At 68.3% G+C, this 17,908-nt stretch carries 15 protein-coding genes; 7 read left to right on the top strand and 8 right to left on the bottom strand.

Features of this window, described 5'->3' with window-relative positions; translation table 11 throughout:
* Nucleotides 1-258 precede the first annotated feature (258 nt).
* The 5 genes from VLF18_RS14160 to VLF18_RS14140 all read right to left on the bottom strand — a co-directional run bounded on the left by VLF18_RS14160 (nt 259) and on the right by VLF18_RS14140 (nt 5,960).
* On the bottom strand, nt 259-867 hold the full coding sequence (locus VLF18_RS14160) for a hypothetical protein (RefSeq protein ID WP_325280280.1): 609 nt from the start codon (nt 865-867) through the stop codon (nt 259-261).
* A gap of 256 nt (nt 868-1,123) precedes the next feature.
* Entirely contained in the window at nt 1,124-1,621 is a 498-nt protein-coding gene (locus tag VLF18_RS14155; RefSeq protein ID WP_325280279.1) for a hypothetical protein, read from the bottom strand.
* A gap of 25 nt (nt 1,622-1,646) precedes the next feature.
* Nucleotides 1,647-2,906, bottom strand: a complete 1,260-nt coding sequence (locus VLF18_RS14150) for a Zn-dependent hydrolase (protein WP_325280278.1) — start codon at nt 2,904-2,906, stop codon at nt 1,647-1,649.
* Nucleotides 2,907-3,040: 134 nt separating this feature from the next.
* Nucleotides 3,041-4,543 carry a CoA-acylating methylmalonate-semialdehyde dehydrogenase gene (locus VLF18_RS14145; RefSeq protein WP_325280277.1) on the bottom strand — a complete coding sequence of 501 codons (1,503 nt, stop codon included), beginning with the start codon at nt 4,541-4,543 and terminating at the stop codon, nt 3,041-3,043.
* A 61-nt stretch (nt 4,544-4,604) separates the two neighbouring features.
* Nucleotides 4,605-5,960: an aspartate aminotransferase family protein gene (locus VLF18_RS14140; RefSeq protein WP_325280276.1), complete on the bottom strand. Its 1,356-nt coding sequence runs from the start codon at nt 5,958-5,960 to the stop codon at nt 4,605-4,607.
* Between the two features lie 329 nt (nt 5,961-6,289).
* Between VLF18_RS14140 and VLF18_RS14135 the strand changes: the two genes are divergently transcribed.
* The 3 genes from VLF18_RS14135 to VLF18_RS14125 all read left to right on the top strand — a co-directional run bounded on the left by VLF18_RS14135 (nt 6,290) and on the right by VLF18_RS14125 (nt 11,095).
* Nucleotides 6,290-7,579, top strand: coding sequence for an amidohydrolase family protein (locus VLF18_RS14135; RefSeq protein ID WP_325280275.1), 1,290 nt, complete (start codon nt 6,290-6,292; stop codon nt 7,577-7,579).
* Nucleotides 7,580-7,725: 146 nt separating this feature from the next.
* A complete protein-coding gene (locus tag VLF18_RS14130; RefSeq protein ID WP_325280274.1) occupies nt 7,726-8,250 on the top strand; it encodes an ECF-type sigma factor in 525 nt (174 codons plus the stop codon).
* Nucleotides 8,251-8,293: 43 nt separating this feature from the next.
* On the top strand, nt 8,294-11,095 hold the full coding sequence (locus tag VLF18_RS14125) for a serine/threonine-protein kinase (RefSeq protein WP_325280273.1): 2,802 nt from the start codon (nt 8,294-8,296) through the stop codon (nt 11,093-11,095).
* On the opposite strand, the gene VLF18_RS14120 is transcribed toward VLF18_RS14125, so the two are convergent.
* The 3 genes from VLF18_RS14120 to groES form a co-directional block, all read right to left on the bottom strand.
* The gene (locus VLF18_RS14120; RefSeq protein ID WP_325280272.1) at nt 11,092-11,742 is read right to left on the bottom strand and encodes an ankyrin repeat domain-containing protein; all 651 of its coding nucleotides are present in this window, start codon (nt 11,740-11,742) and stop codon (nt 11,092-11,094) included. The two genes, VLF18_RS14125 and VLF18_RS14120, sit on opposite strands and share 4 nt — an antisense overlap.
* Nucleotides 11,708-13,357 carry a chaperonin GroEL gene (groL, locus tag VLF18_RS14115; RefSeq protein WP_325280271.1) on the bottom strand — a complete coding sequence of 550 codons (1,650 nt, stop codon included), beginning with the start codon at nt 13,355-13,357 and terminating at the stop codon, nt 11,708-11,710. The genes VLF18_RS14120 and groL overlap by 35 nt, the downstream gene beginning before the upstream one ends.
* A gap of 105 nt (nt 13,358-13,462) precedes the next feature.
* On the bottom strand, nt 13,463-13,753 hold the full coding sequence (groES, locus tag VLF18_RS14110) for a co-chaperone GroES (RefSeq protein WP_325280270.1): 291 nt from the start codon (nt 13,751-13,753) through the stop codon (nt 13,463-13,465).
* A 265-nt stretch (nt 13,754-14,018) separates the two neighbouring features.
* On the opposite strand from groES, the gene cutA reads away from it, so the two are divergent.
* The 4 genes from cutA (at nt 14,019) to VLF18_RS14090 (ending at nt 17,820) form a co-directional block, all read left to right on the top strand.
* Nucleotides 14,019-14,342 carry a divalent-cation tolerance protein CutA gene (cutA, locus tag VLF18_RS14105; RefSeq protein ID WP_325280269.1) on the top strand — a complete coding sequence of 108 codons (324 nt, stop codon included), beginning with the start codon at nt 14,019-14,021 and terminating at the stop codon, nt 14,340-14,342.
* A 92-nt stretch (nt 14,343-14,434) separates the two neighbouring features.
* The gene (gene dsbD, locus VLF18_RS14100; RefSeq protein WP_325280268.1) at nt 14,435-16,750 is read left to right on the top strand and encodes a protein-disulfide reductase DsbD; all 2,316 of its coding nucleotides are present in this window, start codon (nt 14,435-14,437) and stop codon (nt 16,748-16,750) included.
* Nucleotides 16,750-17,376: a TlpA disulfide reductase family protein gene (locus VLF18_RS14095; RefSeq protein WP_325280267.1), complete on the top strand. Its 627-nt coding sequence runs from the start codon at nt 16,750-16,752 to the stop codon at nt 17,374-17,376. Before dsbD ends, VLF18_RS14095 begins: the two co-directional genes overlap by 1 nt.
* A 102-nt stretch (nt 17,377-17,478) precedes the next feature.
* Nucleotides 17,479-17,820, top strand: a complete 342-nt coding sequence (locus VLF18_RS14090) for a zinc ribbon domain-containing protein YjdM (protein WP_325280266.1) — start codon at nt 17,479-17,481, stop codon at nt 17,818-17,820.
* Nucleotides 17,821-17,908 lie beyond the last annotated feature (88 nt).

Here is a 17,908-nt window from a genome sequence, read left to right as displayed (position 1 = left end):
CCCTTGCGCCTGCGCAACGCGCTCGGACGAGCGGACTCGCGTCCCACCCGCTTTTTGTAGTCGGATTGCCGCGCAGGCGCAAGCGGCGCTGCGGGAAAAGGAACTCGGAGCGCAATGGCGTGCGCGATGACGTAGGGCGCAATAACCGAAGGGCATTGCGCCATGTCCGTTGCCGCCTTGCCATTTCGATCGTCGGCGCAATACGCAGAGCCGGCGCAACGCATAAAAGTCGACGCAACGTGCTTCGCTTACTGCGCCCTACAAATAATCGAGGCGGTGTTCACCGGCGACGGTTTCCGGGCCGGTCCGATCGAGGGTCTCGCGGCTGCGCAGCACATGCTGCCGGATGCCGAGCTGCCGCATGTATTTCGCCGCGCGCCAGATGCGCACGCGGCCGCCGGCGAGCAGGCGCAAGTCGATGCTCCAGTCGCGCTGGTCCGCCAGCAGCCGCAGCGCCTCGCGCACCGCGCGCAGTCCGCCGCGTTCGCGTTCGGCATCGCGAAACGTGAAACACAGGCGACACGACGCCGAGCCGATACCGAGTTCGATCTCGGCAACGTCGGTCCACTCGATGAAATCGTCGGGCTGGCGCGTGTCACGGATGCCGTCGGCGTCCATCGTGACGACGGGACCGTCGTGCAGCCACGCGCGGATCAACCGCACTGATGCCGGCAGCAGGCCGAGCAGGAACAGTGCGGGACCGATGCCGATCAGGTACAGCATCGGGCTGCCGCTCGCGAACAGGACATAGGCCCAGAACCCGAGAAGGCCGGCGAGACTCAGGCACACGAGCGTAAGCAGCGTCAGCTTCACGCGCGAATACGGGATCTCGATGACATCGTCGAAGTCGGGCGAGTCGCTGGCCATCAGAGTTCCGAAAGCACGCAGCGCGAACGCGCGCGGGCGGAACGATTGCCTCGTTCCGACGCGGCAAGTCCGGACCGAATGGCGCAACCGCCGTCGAGCGTTTCGCGCACACGCCTCATCGCCGCGGTCGCGGCGCCGCGTCGGCGCCCAACCGCAACGAATTCGCCAGCTCGCGAATCGCAGCCCTGTCGATGTCGACCGCAGCGGTCGGCCCGGCGCAGCTCAGCGCGGCCCGGCGCCGCTCCTTCGACCATAGTCAGACCAGTACCCGCTGCCGCGGCTTCGCCGCCTCTAGAAACCCGGAGGCCGGCGTTCCGGATATCGCCTGACGGCGAAAGACTTCGCCGGCAATGGTTTCGTCGGCGTCCTTGTCGACAACGGCCGACTTCAGGCCGCGTGCCGAGAGTCGGACGACGAAATCGTTGCGGTCGATCGCGGCCGGCTCTGAAATTTCCCACTCCTCGAGCAGGCAGGTCACGTCGACGCCCGAGCGGTAGATCGTGGCTGACTTCCGCAAGTCACGCAGGTCGACTGCCGAACTCCATTCGCACTCATCGAATCCGACACGCACGTAGCGCCGGGAAACAACGGTGCGGCGCTCCTTGACGTCTTTCGTCGCCGGGACGCAATCGATCCATTTCTTGTTGACCGCGTCGATGAATCCCTCGGAACGCGTATGCGCGAACGGGTTGGTTTCGCTGCCGCCGACGGCCGTCGCGACGCACAGCACTGCAAGTGCGGCAACGCGCCGCATGACGGTAGAGCGCCGTTGCATCTCGTCACTCCGCCCGCTCGACCATCGCCTGCAGCAGCACGTTCGCGCCGGCCTCGATCCACTCCGGCGTCGCATCCTCGATCTCGTTGTGGCTGATGCCGCCGATGCATGGCACGAAGACCATCGACGTCGGCGCGACCTGTGCCAGATAGCACGCGTCGTGACCGGCGCCGGACACGATATCGCGATGCGAATAGCCGAGCCGCTGCGCGGCGGCGCGCACGGCCGCGACGCAGTCGGCGTCGAACGCGACCGGCGCGTAGTAGAAAATCTGTTCGAGCTTCGAGACTTCGACCTTCGCTTCGTCGGCCGCCGCGGCGATGCCGGCGCGAAGATCGGCATCCATCTGCGCGAGCACCGCGTCTTCCGGATGGCGCAGGTCGACCGTGAAGAACACGCGCCCCGGAATCACGTTGCGCGAGTTCGGATGGACCTGCAGCATGCCGACGGTCGCGCAGGCATAGGGCGCGTACTTGTGGCCGATCGCGTTGACGAGCTGCACGACTTTCGAAGCGCCGAGCAGCGCATCGCGGCGGCGCGGCATCGGCGTCGGACCGGCGTGCGATTCCTGCCCGGTCAGCACGACCTCGTACCAGCGTTGTCCCTGCGCCGCGTGCACGACGCCGATCGTTATGCCTTCGGTTTCGAGGATCGGCCCCTGCTCGATGTGTAGCTCGAACGCCGCATGGATCGGGCGTCCGCCGACCGGCAGATCGCCCGCGTAACCGATGCGCGCGAGTTCCTCGCCCATGGTCTTGCCATCGACGTCGGCGCGCGAGAGACCGTAGTCGAGCGTGAACACGCCGGCGAACACGCCCGAGGACACCATCGCCGGCGCGAAGCGCGAGCCTTCCTCGTTGGTCCAGATCACGACCTCGATCGGATGCCGCGTCGTGATGCCGTGATCGTTGAGCGTGCGGATGACTTCGAGCCCGCCGAGCACGCCGTAGATGCCGTCGAACTTGCCGCCCGTCGGCTGCGAATCCGCATGCGATCCCGTGATCACGGGCGGCAGGCTGTCGTCGCTGCCCGCGCGCCGCGCGAACACGTTGCCCATTTTGTCGACGCTGATCGTGCAGCCGGCCTGCTTCGCCCAGCGCACGAACAGGTCGCGCCCCTGCTTGTCGAGATCGGTCAGCGCGAGCCGGCAGACGCCGCCCTTCGGCGTCGCGCCGATCTGCGCCATTTCCATGAGGCTGGACCAGAGGCGGGGGCCGTTGATGCGAGGCAGGGCGATCGGGGCGGGATTGAGGGCGGCGTTCATGGGCTCGGATCAGGAAAGAGTTGAGAGGAGTGAGAAACGAGCGAAGGGGCAGGAAACGAGTAAAGAGGAGTGGGAAACGCGTGGCGCGATTTCGCTTTCTCCACTTTTCTCACCATTCTTCACTCCTTCCTGCTTCAGGTATGCGGCATCACGAACTGCGCGCCCGCACGAATGCTCGTCGGCCAGCGCGTGGTGACGGTCTTCATGCGCGTGTAGAAGCGCACGCCTTCCGGACCGTAGACGTGATGATCGCCGAACAGCGAGGCCTTCCAGCCGCCGAAGCTGTGGAAGGCCATCGGCACCGGGATCGGTACGTTGATGCCGACCATGCCGATCTGCACGCGCTGGGCGAAGTCGCGCGCGGCGTCGCCGTCGCGCGTGAACAGCGCGACGCCATTGCCGTATTCGTGCGCATTCACGAGATTCACGGCTTCGTCGTAGGTCGACACGCGCATCAGCGACAGCACCGGCCCGAAGATTTCCTCGCGATAGATGCGCATGTCGGGACGCACGTGGTCGAACAGGCAGCCGCCGAGGAAGAAGCCGTCTTCACAACCCTCGACCGTGTGGCCGCGGCCGTCGACGACGAGTTCGGCACCTTCTCCGACGCCGATGTCGACGTAGTCCTTGACCTTGTCGCGGTGCTGGCGCGTGATCAGCGGGCCCATGTCGTTGCCGTCGTCGTCGCCGCGGCCGATTTTCAGCGCGGCCACGCGCGGCGCGAGTTTCGCGACGAGCTTGTCGGCGGTTTCATCGCCGACCGCGACGGCCACGGAGATCGCCATGCAGCGCTCGCCGGCCGAACCGTAGCCCGCGCCGAGCAGCGCGTCGGCGGTCTGGTCGAGATCGGCGTCCGGCAGGATCACCATATGGTTTTTCGCGCCGCCGAGCGCCTGCACGCGCTTGCCGGCCGCGCAGCCGGTCGCATAGATGTAGCGCGCGATCGCCGTCGAACCGACGAAGCTCACGGCGGCAATGTCCGGATGCGCGAGGATCGCGTCGACGGCGACCTTGTCGCCCTGCACGATGTTGAACACGCCCGCGGGCAGGCCCGCTTCGGCGAGCCAGTCGGCGAGCAGCAGCGACGGCGACGGATCGCGCTCGGACGGCTTGAGCACGAAGCAGTTGCCGCAGGCTATCGCGATCGGAAACATCCACAAGGGAACCATCGCCGGAAAGTTGAACGGCGTGATGCCGGCGACGACGCCGAGCGGCTGACGCAGGCTGTGCGAGTCGACGGCGCTGCCGACGTTTTCGGTGACCTCGCCCTTGAGCAGCTGCGGGATGCCGCAGGCGAACTCGACGACTTCGATGCCGCGCTGCACTTCGCCGAGCGCGTCGCTGTGCGTCTTGCCGTGTTCGGCGGTGATGGCCGCGGCGAGTTCGTCGGCGCGCTGCTCGATGATCTCGCGCAGCTTGAACAGCACGCGCGCGCGCTTGAGCGGCGGCGTCTGCGACCAGGCCGGAAACGCGGCCTTCGCTGCCTGCACGGCCGCATCGACGTCCTGCGGCGTCGCGAGCGGCAGGCGGCCGGTCTGTTCGCCGGTCGCCGGGTTGTAGACCGCGCTCGTGCGCGCGCCGTCGGCGCTCGTGCGAGCGCCGGCGATGTAGTGCGGAATGATCACGGGTGCCAGCATGGATGTGCTCCTTGCGCGACCGCCGAAGGCCGGGGCCGCGCGATGGTGTCGCGAAAACGGTTCAGGCCACGGCGCGGATGCAGGCGCGGACGCCCTCGATCATCTGATGGAGCTCGCTGTCGGTCGTGATGACCGGCGGCGCCATCGCGATCGTATCGCCGGTGAAGCGCAGCAGCAGGCCGCGCTTCAGGCCTTCCTCGAACAGGCGCAGGCCGCGCATCCCGACCTGGCCGGGAATCGACGACAGCTCGACCGCGCCGGCCGCGCCGCAGTTGCGGATGTCGATGACGTTGGGCTCGCCCTTGAGCGAGTGCACGCCGTCCTCGATCTTGCGCGCGAGTTCGGCGAAGCGCTGCGGCACCGCGTCGGCATGCAGGATGTCGAGCGTCGCATGCGCCGCGGCGACCGCCAGCGCATGCGCGGAATAGGTATAGCCATGGAACAGTTCCACCATGTACTCGGGACCCTGCATGAACGCGCCGTAGACCGCGTCGGTCGCGATCACGCCGCCCATCGGCACGGTGCCGTTGTTGACGCACTTGGCGAAGGTGATGAGGTCGGGCGTCGCGCCGAAGGCCTGGGCGCCGAACCAGTCGCCCATGCGGCCGAAGCCGCAGATGACTTCGTCGAAGATGAGCAGGATGCCGTGCTTCGTGCAGATTTCGCGCAGGCGCGTGAGGTAGCCCTGCGGCGGCACGACGACGCCGACGGATCCCTGCATCGGCTCGACGATGACCGCGGCAATGGTCGAGGCATCGTGCAGCGCGACGAGGCGCTCGAGCTCGTCCGCGAGGTGCGCGCCCCAGGCCGGCTGGCCGCGCGAGAACGCCATTTCCTTGAGATTGTGCGTGTGCGGCAGATGGTCGACGCCGGGCAGCATCAGCGGCGCGAACATCTTGCGGTTGGCGACCATGCCGCCGGCGGAAATGCCCGCGATGCCGACGCCGTGATAGCCCTTCTCGCGGCCGATGATGCGCGTGCGCGACGCGTCGCCGCGCAGCCGGTGATAGGCGATCGCGATCTTGACTGCGGTGTCGACGGCTTCGGAACCGGAGTTGGTGAAGAACACGCGGTTGAGGTCGCCCGGCGCGACCTCGGCGATGCGCTCGGCGAGCCGGAACGTATCGGGACTCGCGACCTGGAACGCCGGAATGTAGTCGGCGCGATCGAGCTGCGCCTTGACGGCTTCGACGATGCGCGGATCGCGATGGCCGAGCGACGAACACCAGAGACCCGAGAGACAGTCGAAGAGCTTCTGGCCTTCCACCGTCGTGTAGTACGCGCCCTCGGCACCGACGAGCAGGCGGTCGAGCGGGCGATGCTGCTTGAAATAGCGGTTGTGCGTGAACGGCATCCAGTACGGATCGAGGTTCAGCTCGGCCTCGGAGGCTGCCGTTGCGGTCGCGGCGAGATTCATGCGGGTTCGGTCCTGAAAGTTGCGCGGGGCGAGCCGGATGGTGCCGCATCGGCACCGCTTCCGTCTGCGCGCCGCCGGGGTCGCGCGGATGCCGTGCCGCCGGAATGGCGATCGCGGTTCGACGCGGCGCTCCGTGCGGCTGCCGCGACGGTCGCAGGACCGCGCGGCGAGTATCGTGTGCGCCGCGGACTACCTGCCGCAGCGCTGCCGGCGAGACCGTTTCGCCGACCGGAGGCCGAGCGTTGCACTCCGTGCGGACGGATGCAAGCGGCGCCGCAGCGCCGCCGCACATGCTACGGTGCCGCTCCGTTTCCCTAGCCCAGCCCGCCATGGATCTGATCCTGCGCCACGCCGCGCTGCCCGACGGCCGCCGCGACCACGACATCGCCATCCGCGACGGCCGCATCGCCGCCGTCGAACCTGCTCTGGCCGCGACTGCGCCGCAGGAAATCGACGTCGGCCACCGCCTCGTCAGCCCGCCGTTCGTCGACGCACATTTCCACCTCGATGCCGCGCTGTCGCTCGGCCTGCCGCGACTGAACCGCTCGGGCACGCTGCTCGAAGGCATCGCGCTCTGGGGCGAGCTCAAGCCCGAACTGACCCACGCAGCCATCGTCGAGCGCGCGCTGGCCTACTGCGATATGGCCGTGAGCCAGGGCCTGCTCGCGATCCGCAGCCACGTCGACATCTGCGACGACCGCCTGCTCGCCGTCGACGCGCTGCTCGAAGTCAAGCGCCGCGTCGCACCGTACCTCGACCTGCAGCTCGTCGCGTTTCCGCAGGACGGCCTGCTGCGTTCGGCGACGGCGCACGACAACCTCGTGCGCGCGCTCGATCGCGGCGTCGAGGTGGTCGGCGGCATTCCGCATTTCGAACGCACCATGACCGACGGCGCCGAGTCGGTGCGGCAGCTCTGCGAAATCGCGGCGGCACGCGGCCTGCTCGTCGACATGCATTGCGACGAGTCGGACGATCCGCTGTCGCGCCACATCGAGACGCTCGCAGCCGAGACGCATCGCCTCGGCCTGCAGGGCCGTGTCGCCGGCTCGCACCTCACGTCGATGCATTCGATGGACAACTACTACGTGTCGAAGCTGCTGCCGCTGATGGCGCAGAGCGGCGTCGCCGCGATCGCCAATCCGCTGATCAACATCACCCTGCAGGGACGCCACGACACCTATCCGAAGCGCCGCGGCATGACGCGCGTGCCGGAGCTGCTCGCCGCCGGCGTGAACGTCGCGTTCGGCCACGACTGCGTGATGGACCCGTGGTATTCGTTCGGCAGCGCCGACATGCTCGAAGTCGCGCACATGGGCGTGCACGTCGCGCAGATGACGTCGCAGGACGCGATCCGCCAGGCCTTCGACGCGGTCACCGTCAACGCCGCGAAGATCCTGCACCTGGACGGCTACGGCCTCGACCCCGGCTGCCGCGCCGACCTCGTCGTGCTGCAGGCGGCCGATCCGTTCGAGGCGATACGCCTGAAAGCGGCGCGGCTCTACGTGCTGCGCGGCGGCCGCATCGTCGCGCGCAGCCCGGAGCGCGCCAGCGAACTCGACCTGCCGGGGCGGCCGGCACGCGTGACGCCCGAGTTCGTACCCGGCGCGATTGTCGGGTAAAGCGTCCCAGACGCACCGGCCGAATGCCGAAAAACCCTGCTTTCTTTCGAACTTACCCATTTTGGGCATTTAATTGCCCAAAATGGGCATGAACACCGAACAGCGCATCGGCCAGGCTGGTGCATGGCCACCGGAGGCCGTCCCGCATGTCGTCGCCCCCTGCCCCGCCGCCGAACGCCGACGCTCTGTTCGGCGAGGTCTACGACCGGCTCAAGCGCATGGCGCATCGCGAACTCGGGCGCGCCGGCGGCGGCACGGTCAGCACGACCGAACTCGTGCACGACCTTTACCTGCGCGTGAGCCGCGGCGACGAACTGGCGTTCTCCGACCCGGCGCAATTCTTTGCCTATGCGGCGCGCGCGATGCGGCACATCCTCGTGGATCGCGCGCGGCAGCGCCTGCGACTCAAGGCCGGCGGCGACCAGGTTCGCCTGTCGCTGACCGATCCGGCGGTCGAGGCGGTCACGCTCGGCCCGCAGCAGGCGCTTCAGCTCGACAGCGCGCTCGACGCGCTCGCGCGCGACGATGCGCGCGCGGCGCAGGTCGTGGAGCTTCACTACTTCGGCGGACTCACCCTGGACCGCGTCGCGGAGCTGCTCGGCGTCGTGCCGCGCACCGTCGATCGCGACTGGCGCTACGCGCGAGCATTCCTGCTCGCGCAGATGGAGTAAGGCGCATGTCGCCGGCGGCTGTCGAACGTCGTTTCCCCGCGGCATGAACTCCGACCGCGCCGACCGCACGACAACCAGCGCCTCGCAGCTGCGCGAGCTGTTCGAACGCTGCGCCGAACTCGACGCGATCGCGCGCGACGTATTTCTCAACGAACACGGCATCGGCGCAGAGACGCGACGCCTCATCGAATCGATGCTCGCGGCCGACGCCCGCGACGACGATGACGGCGTATTCGCGCATTCCGCGGCCGCCTGGGCGGACGAACTCGAGATGCCGGCCGGCGACGCGGACGCGCTGATCGGCAGCCACATCGGCGGTTTTCGATTGCTGACGGTGCTCGGCCAGGGCGGCTCGTCGGTCGTGTTCCGCGCCGAACGCCGCGTCGGCGCCGCGCTTCAGCCGGCCGCGCTCAAGCTGTTGCGCACCGGCCTGTTCTCGGCCGAAGCGCAGCGGCGCTTCCGGCGCGAGCAGGCGATCCTCGCGCAGCTGTCGCATCCGAACGTCGCGCACCTGATCGACGCGGGCATCAGCGAAGCAGGCATTCCCTACATCGCGATGGAACTCGTCGACGGCGTCGGCATCACGGAATACGCCGAGCGGCATGCGCTCGATCGCGCGGCGCGGCTGCGCCTGCTCGCGCAGCTCGGGCATGCGGTCGATGCGGCGCATCGGCTGCTGATCGTGCATCGCGACCTCAAGCCGTCGAACGTGCTCGTGACCGCCGACGGCCAGATCAAGGTGCTCGACTTCGGCATCGCGAAGCTGCTCGGCGATACCGAGGACGGCGAGACGCAGACCCAGCACATCGCACTGACGCCGGCCTACGCCGCCCCGGAACAGTTCCGCCGCGGCGCGGTGACGACGGCGATCGACGTTTATGCGCTCGGCGTCATCGCCTCCGAACTGCTGCTCGGTCTGCGTCTGGACGCGGACGGTGCGCTGCCGCGCGACACCGTGCAGGACGTCTCGGTGAAGCAGCGCTGGCGCGCGCTCGACACCGATCTCGTGACCGTGCTGCGCACGGCGCTCGCTGCGGACGCCCAGCGGCGCTACGCCTCGGCGCGGCATTTCGCCGACGACATCGAGCGCTTCCTGCGCAACGAACCGATCGCGGCGCGCGCACCGTCGCGGATGTATCGCGCACGCAAGTTCATCATGCGGCATCGCGTCGGCGTCGCCGCGGCGGTCGTGTTCGTCGCGGCGCTGATCGGCGCGCTCGGCGTCGCGCTGTGGCAGATGCGCATCGCACGGCAGGAAGCGCGGCGCGCGAACAGTGTCAGTGCGTTCGTCGAAGGCCTGTTCGCGCCGCTGCGCGACGGCATCGCCGAGGGCCGCCAGCCGTCGCTGACGGAACTCCTCGGCAAGGGCGTCGCACGCATCGACGAGACGCCGGGACTCGGTGCGGTGGAAAAAGTGGACCTGCTCCTGCTGTTCGGTCGCGTCTACGACTATCTCAACGAACGCGAACAGCTGCGGACGTTGAACGAGCGCGCGAGCGCGCTCGCCGATGCCGAACTCGGCCGCGGCCATCCGCTGGCCATGGAGGCCGCCGTGAGCCGCGGCCTTGCGCTGCTGCGGCAGGCCGACTACACGAACGCCAGACCCGTGCTGCTCGACGCCGAGCGGCGCCTGCGCGCGGCCGGCCTCGCGAACGATTCGTGGATACGGCTGAACGACGGGCTCGCGCTGCTGGCCAACGACAGCGGCGATCCGCAGGCGGCGCTGGCGCACGAGCGCGTTGCGCTGCAGGCACGCATCGCGCTGTACGGCGACGACGGCGACGAGGCGGCCGGCGGCTATGCCAATCTCGGTTTCGCGCTGGAAGGCGTCGGCGATTTCGAACAGGCGATCGCCGCGTATCAGCGCGTGTACGCAGCACGTGTCGCGCGCGGCGGCGCGCAGTCCGCACGCAGCGCGGGCGCGCTGACCGGACTCGGCTCGGCCGAACTCATGGCCGGCCGGCTCGCCGACGCACAGCAGCATCTGCGCGACGCGATGCGCGTGTTTGCGAGCCTCGGCGGCAAGCCGCGCGCGGCGCACGTGCAAGGCGCGCAGCAGGCGTGCACGGCGGAACTCGCGCTCGGTTCGGCGCAGGCCGCGGCGGTCTGCGCGGATGCGGTCGATGTCGCGCGGCGTGCGGAAAATCCCGCCGGCAACAGCGTTGCCCGCGCGCTGCGCCTGCAGGGCCAGCAACGGCTGCTCGCCGGCGACATCGATGCGGCGCGCCGCGCGCTCGATGAATCGCAGTCGCTGTTCGCCGCCGATGCACCGGCCAACTGGAAAGGCCGCACCGACGTCGCACTCGGCGAAGTGCTGTTGCGCGGCGGTGATGCCGACGCCGCGATCGCTGCGCTGACGCGCGGCATCGAACGCCTTGGCCGCGGCTATCCGCCGTACCTGCGCCGCTACGCGCTGGCGCACATCGCACTGGCCTGCACGCAGGCCGCATCGGCACCGCCGGACTGCGGACGCGCGCTGGCCGACGCGCAGGCGGCGCTCGCCGACGATCGCCATGCGTTCAACCCGCTGTCGTTGCCGGCGCACGTTGCGGTCGCGCGCGGCGAACTCGCCCAGGGCGGAACCGGTGTCGACGCCGCAGCGAAACGCCTGCGCGCCGCGCTCGACGAAGCGCGCCGGCAGCGTCTCGACGCAGCGGATCCGCGCGTGATCGAAGCGCAGCTGTGGCTCGCGCAGGCCGACGCCGCGGCGGGTCGTTGCGAAGCTGCACAGACCGATGCCGGCGCCGCGAAGCAGCTCGTACGCGAGCGTGGACTGGCGAGCCATCCGCTCGTGAAGGAAGCGTTCGAGATGCCTCCCACGTGTGCGACCACTACCCGCCGTTAGCGGCGCCGCACTTCAGGCTCGGCGAGAAAGCGTCTGCGACAACTCAGCATGCCTTGCGACACCGCGTCGTAGCGTTCGGGCGGAACATCGTCGGGCAGTCGGTTTGCGACGCGATCGAGATCGCCGGCGTGCGTTCGGCACGATCCGCCGTCAGCGCGCCCGCCGCCGGCATCGAGCAGCACCGGGACCTTGAACGGATCGCCCGCGCCGAGCGCGATCGACGACACGCTGTACCCGGACTTGAACACCGTGGTCGCCTGCGCGTTCGGGTCGGCTCCATGCCGCAGCAGCAGTTGCACGAGTTCAGGACCGTCCTCGCTGCGCATGGCCGCATGCATCAGCGGCGTGTAGCCGTGCCCGTCGAGCGCGTTGGCGGCTGCAGCATCCATCGTCCGCAGCCGGATCGCGACGCGGTCCGCATCGCCGCGCTTGATCGCCGAAGTGAGTGGGTTGCCCGTCATGTCCGCGTTCCGCGCGTGTGTCGGAGGGCGACGATACACGCCGCCATCGGATTTTCGCCGGCGCCAATGAAAAAGCCCCGCATCGCTGCGGGGCTTTCGAATTTCCGGGCCGATGCGCCGCGACGCGGCGCATCGTTGCCGGGGGCGTGGATCAGAAATCCATGCCGCCCATGCCGCCCATGCCACCGCCGTGATCGTGACCGCCGGCGGCCGGCGCGTCCTTCTTCGGCGCTTCGGCGACCATGGCTTCGGTCGTGATCATCAGGCCGGCGATCGACGCGGCGTTCTGCAGTGCCGAACGCGTGACCTTGGTCGGATCCAGGATGCCGAACGCGATCATGTCGCCGTATTCGCCGTTCGCGGCGTTGTAGCCGAAGTTGCCGGTGCCTTCCTTGACGCGATTCAGGACGACCGACGGCTCTTCGCCGCAGTTCGAGACGATCTCGCGCAGCGGGGCTTCCATCGCGCGCTTGGCGATGTTGATGCCGTGCGCCTGGTCTTCGTTGTCGCCCTTGACCGCACCGATGGCCTGCAGCGCGCGGATCAGCGCGACGCCGCCGCCCGGGACCACGCCTTCCTCGACCGCCGCGCGCGTGGCGTGCAGCGCGTCTTCGACGCGGGCCTTCTTTTCCTTCATTTCCACTTCGGTCGCGGCGCCGACCTTGATCACCGCAACGCCGCCGGCCAGCTTGGCCACGCGTTCCTGCAGCTTCTCGCGGTCGTAGTCGGAGCTGGTTTCTTCGATCTGGGCCTTGATCTGCTTGATGCGGGCCTGGATCGCGTCACCGTCGCCGGCGCCGTCGATGATGGTCGAGTTTTCCTTCGACACGACGATCTTCTTCGCGCGGCCGAGATCCTTGATCGTGGCCTTTTCGAGCTGCAGGCCGACTTCTTCGGAGATCACGGTGCCGCCGGTCAGGACCGCCATGTCTTCGAGCATCGCCTTGCGACGGTCGCCGAAGCCCGGTGCCTTCACGGCGCAGACCTTGACGATGCCGCGGATCGTATTGACGACGAGGGTCGCCAGCGCTTCGCCCTCGACTTCCTCGGCGACGATCAGCAGCGGCTTGCCGGCCTTGGCGACGCCTTCGAGCACGGGCAGCAGCTCGCGCACGTTGGAGATCTTCTTGTCGTGCAGCAGGATGTACGGGTCATCCAGTTCCGCCTGCATCGACTGCTGGTTGTTGATGAAGTACGGCGACAGGTAGCCGCGGTCGAACTGCATGCCTTCGACGACGTCGAGTTCGTTCTCGAGGCCCGAGCCTTCTTCAACCGTGATCACGCCTTCCTTGCCGACCTTCTTCATCGCTTCGGCGATGATGTCGCCGATGTTGGCGTCGGAGTTGGCCGAGATCGTGCCGACCTGGGCGATCGCCTTGTCGTCGGCCGTCGGCTTGGACAGCGACTTGAGTTCGGCGACGGCCGCCGTCACGGCCTTGTCGATGCCGCGCTTGAGGTCCATCGGGTTCATGCCGGCCGCGACGGCCTTCATGCCTTCGCGGATCAGCGCTTGGGCGAGCACGGTCGCGGTCGTGGTGCCGTCGCCGGCGACGTCGGAGGTCTTGGAAGCGACTTCCTTGACCATCTGCGCGCCCATGTTCTCGAACTTGTCGGCGAGCTCGATTTCCTTGGCGACGGAGACGCCGTCCTTGGTGATCGTCGGAGCGCCGAAGCTCTTCTCGAGCACGACGTTGCGGCCCTTCGGGCCCAGCGTGGCCTTCACGGCATTGGCGAGGATATTGACGCCGCGGACCATGCGGGCGCGCGCGTCTTCACTGAAACGGATTTCTTTGGCTGCCATGGGAGAGACTCCAGAAAAGTAGTGTGTAGAAGTGAGAAATTAGAGAAAGCGCTGCGGCGGGCTGCGGAGAGGCGGGTCGGCCTTCGCGCCGGGGCCGGGGCGATCTCAGGCTTCGATGACCGCGAGCAGGTCTTCTTCGCGCATGACGAGGAGTTCTTCGCCGTCGATCTTCACTTCGGTACCGCTGTACTTGCCGAACAGGACTTTGTCGCCGGCCTTGACCGCGATCGGGCGGACCTTGCCGTCCTCCAGGATCTTGCCGCTGCCGGCAGCGATGACTTCGCCGCGGACCGGCTTTTCGGTGGCGCTGTCGGGGATGACGATGCCGCCGGCGGACTTGGTCTCGGCTTCCAGGCGCTTGATGATGACGCGGTCGTGCAGGGGACGAAGCTTCATGTTTGCTCCCTCAAAGGTTACAAGGAATTGATTGGTAAAGGATTGCGGCGGCTTGTTAGCACTCGACGCCGGTGAGTGCCAATTTTAGCCGCTGATCGTGACAAGGCAATGCCCTGTCGGGTGGCCGACACATTGGGAGCAGTCCGGCGGTTTCAAGGGGCGGAGGACTTCCGGGCCGCCGAAACCACGCCCGTACTCGGAAGTCGTGGGCTTCACGGCGCCGCTCGCGCTATCGTGCGCGCCCCTGCCTGCCGCGGCCGCCGCCATGTCCGCCTTGATCGTCTACTGCACCGTGCCCGACCAGGACGTCGCCGACCGCATTGCCCGCGCGCTCGTCGGTGAAGGTCTCGCGGCCTGCGTGAACCGCCTGCCCGGCGTGGTTTCGACCTACCGCTGGCAGGGCGAAACGCACGTCGACGCCGAGCTGCTGCTCTTGATCAAGACCACGCGCGCGCGCTTCGAGGCGCTGCGTCAGCGCATCGTGGCGCTGCACCCGTATGAACTCCCGGAGGTGATCGCGGTCGATGTCGCCCTGGGGCACGAGCCGTACCTGGCCTGGGTGGCCGAGACCACGGCGTTCAAGCACTGACCGATCGCAACCGCAACACCGCAGGGACCGCGCCGCCGCCCGGTCCTGCTTTCCGCAGATTCGTTCCCGATCAACCGCTTGCTGGAGCCGCAATGAGTCGTTTCGCCCGCTTTGCCCTGCTCGTCGCCGGCCTGACCGGCCTCGGCCCGGCCCTCGCGCAATCCGAGACGGACCTGCTGCGCGTCGAAGAAGCGTTCGCGCTGACCGCCACGGCTGCCGACCGCGGCACGGTCAGGCTCGAATGGAAGATCGCCGACGGCTATTACCTGTATCGCTCGCGCATCAAGACCGGCAAGCCGGCCGACGGCGTCACGCTCGGCGAGCTGCAGCTGCCGCCGGGCGAGCCCAAGCACGACGAGTTCCTCGGCGACGTCGAGGTCTATCACGGCAAAGCCGTCGCGACCCAGCCGCTGACCGCGAACGGCGACACCGCGGAATTCAGTGTCAGCATCCAGGGCTGTCACGAGCGGGAGCCCAAGATCTGCTACCCGCCGCACGCGACCAAGGTCAGTCTGAAACTGCCCGCGGCCGAGGCCGCACCGGCGGCCAATCCGCTCGCGGCCGCGCAGCCCGCTCCTGCCGGCGGCGATCTGAAATCGGCGCTGAGCCATATCGGCAAGCCGGCCGCCGACGCGCCGATGGATGTCGGCACGAACGACCCGGCCGCGCCCGGCGAGGAAGCGCTGCCGCTGCCGCCCGAACAGGCCTTCGTGTTCGAAACCATCGCGACGAGCCCGACCGAACTGCTCGCGCGCTGGACCATGCCCAAGGGCTACTACCTGTATCGCGACAAGTCGAAGCTCAGCGTGCCCGCGGGCGATGTCGCGCTCGGCAGGCCGCGCTGGCCGGCCGGCGTGCTGCACAAGGACGAGAAGTTCGGCGAGGTCACGGTCTTCTTCAATCAGGTCGAGCTGCCGGTCCTGCTGCAGCGCGAGCACGGCGATGCACAGAAGGTCAGGCTGACCGCCGAGTTTCAGGGCTGCGAGGAAAACGGCATCTGCTATCCGGTCATGACGCGCACGATCGACGTCGATCTGCCGGCAGCGACGCCGGAACAGCTGAAAGCGGCGAGCGCGGCATTCAAGGCCGAAAAGGATGCACCGGCCGCTGCCGAACCCTCCGATCGGTCGGAAGAACAGGTGCTCGCCGCACAGCTGTCGGGCGACCGTCTGTTCGCGCTGCTCTCGTTCTTCGGCTTCGGCCTGCTGCTCGCGTTCACGCCCTGCGTGTTCCCGATGCTGCCGATCCTGTCGGGCATCATCGCCGGCGCCGGCGACGTTTCGACGCGCCGCGCATTCGTACTGTCGGCGGTCTACGTGCTCGCCTCGACCGTGGTGTTCACGATCGCCGGCGTCATCGCCGGCCTCGTCGGCGCGAACCTGCAGGCCGCGTTCCAGCAGCCGTGGATCCTGACCGCGTTTGCGCTGCTGTTCGTGCTGCTGTCCCTGTCGATGTTCGGCTTCTATGAGTTGCAGTTGCCGGCGGCACTGCAGAACCGCATTGCGAGCGTGAGCAATCGCCAGCAGGGCGGCTCGCTGACCGGTGTCGCGATCATGGGCGTGCTGTCGGCGCTGATCGTCGGTCCCTGCGTCGCGCCGCCGCTCGCAGCGGCCGTGCTCTACATCAGCCAGACGCGCGACCCGCTGTTCGGCGGGCTCGCGCTGTTCGTGCTGTCGCTTGGCATGGGCGCGCCGCTCGTGGTCGCCGGCACGGCGGCGGGCAAGCTGCTGCCGCGTGCCGGTGCCTGGATGGACTCGGTCAAGGCGGTCTTCGGCGTGAGCTTCCTCGCGCTCGCGATCTGGATGCTGTCGAGATTCCTCGATCCGGTCTGGGTCATGCTGATGGCCGGCACGCTCGCCGTTGCCTGCGGCATCTACCTCGGCGCGCTCGAACGCCTGCCGGACAACGCATCGGGCTGGCGCACGCTGTGGAAGGCGCTCGGCGTGATCCTGCTGGTGATCGGCGCCGCGCAGCTGATCGGCGCGCTGGCGGGTTCGCGCGATGTGCTGCAGCCGCTCAAGGGTCTCGGCGGCGGCGCGGCGGCCAAGGAGGACCATCTGCCGTTCAAGACGATCAAGAGCGTCGAAGACCTGCAGCGCAGCCTCGGCGAGGGCAAGCCGGTCATGCTCGATTTCTATGCGGACTGGTGCGTGGCCTGCAAGGAAATGGAAAAGTTCACGTTTACCAAACCTGAAGTCCATGCGGCGCTCGAAGGCTATACGCTGCTCAAGGCCGACGTGACCGCGAACGACGAGACCGACCAGGCGCTGCTCAAGCACTTCGGCCTGTTCGGCCCGCCGGCGACGATCTTCTTCGGCGCCGACGGCAAGGAGCGCCGCGCGCAGCGGCTCATCGGCTTCGAATCCGCCGACACGTTCGCCGCGCGCGTCGCGAAGGCCGGTCGCTGATGGGCTGGAAGCAGACCGCCGCGATCGGCGTGCTCGCGCTCGCCGCGGGCGTGGCCGGCCTCGTCGTCGGCAGCATCGTCACGGGCAAGGGCGCGCCTCGCGGCATCACGGATCTGCTGAGCCGCAGCGAGACTACCCGCTGGCTCGCCGAAGCGTGGATCGAAGCGGCGCGCCCGCAGGCGCCAGCCGGCGTGACCGTCGCGCGCAAGGGCGATCCCGCGCCGGCCGTGGCGCTGCTCGACCGCGACGGCAAGTCGGCGACGCTCGCGCAGTGGCCCGACCGGCTCGTCGTGGTCAACTTCTGGGCGACCTGGTGCGGCCCCTGCCGCAAGGAAATGCCGGAACTCGACCGCTTCCAACGCAAGCACGCGGCGAACGGCGTGCAGGTCGTCGGCGTCGCGCTCGACGGCCTCGGCGACGTCGAGGCGTTCCTGCGCGACACGCCGGTCGAGTACCCGATCCTGCTGAGCCCGAACCTCGCGGCCAATCCATCGCTGCCGTTCGGCAACACCTACGGCGCGCTGCCCTACAGCGTGCTGCTCGGCCGCGACGGCCGCATCCTCGACACGCGACTCGGCGAAGTCAGCGAAGCCGTGCTCGAGGGCTGGATCGCGCCGCACCGCTGAGATCTGCGGGCCGACCGCGCGGCGTCCGCACGCGCCCGGCGGTTGCGACCCGCGACCGTGTGGCGGAACATGCCGGCCCCGCCCATCCGAGCCTGCCCGCGCGTGAGCAATCTGCCGCCCTGCCCCGAATGCCATTCCGTCTACACCTATGAAGACGGCGGCCACTTCGTCTGCCCCGAATGCGCTCACGAGTGGAATCCCGCGACCGCCGCGGCCGAGAGCGACGGCACCCGCGTGATCCGCGACGCCTACGGCACGCCGCTCGCCGACGGCGATACGATCACCGTGATCAAGGATCTGAAGGTGCGCGGTTCGTCGTCGGTCGTGAAAGTCGGCACGAAGGTCAAGGGCATACGCCTGACCGACGGCGATCACGACATCGACTGCAAGATCGACGGCTTCGGCGCGATGCAGCTGAAATCGGCCTACGTCAAGAAAGCCTGAGGCTCGAGCCCCGGCGTGTCGCGAAAAATAAAACATCGGCGAACATCGCCGAACTGGACAAGATTGGCAGCCAAGCGCAGACTTGCGC

Source organism: Tahibacter sp. (assembly GCF_035481375.1).
In the GTDB taxonomy this organism is placed as follows: Bacteria; Pseudomonadota; Gammaproteobacteria; order Xanthomonadales; family Rhodanobacteraceae; genus Tahibacter.
Note: the sequence above shows the minus strand (reverse complement) of the source record. Positions and strands in the feature narration are given on the sequence as shown.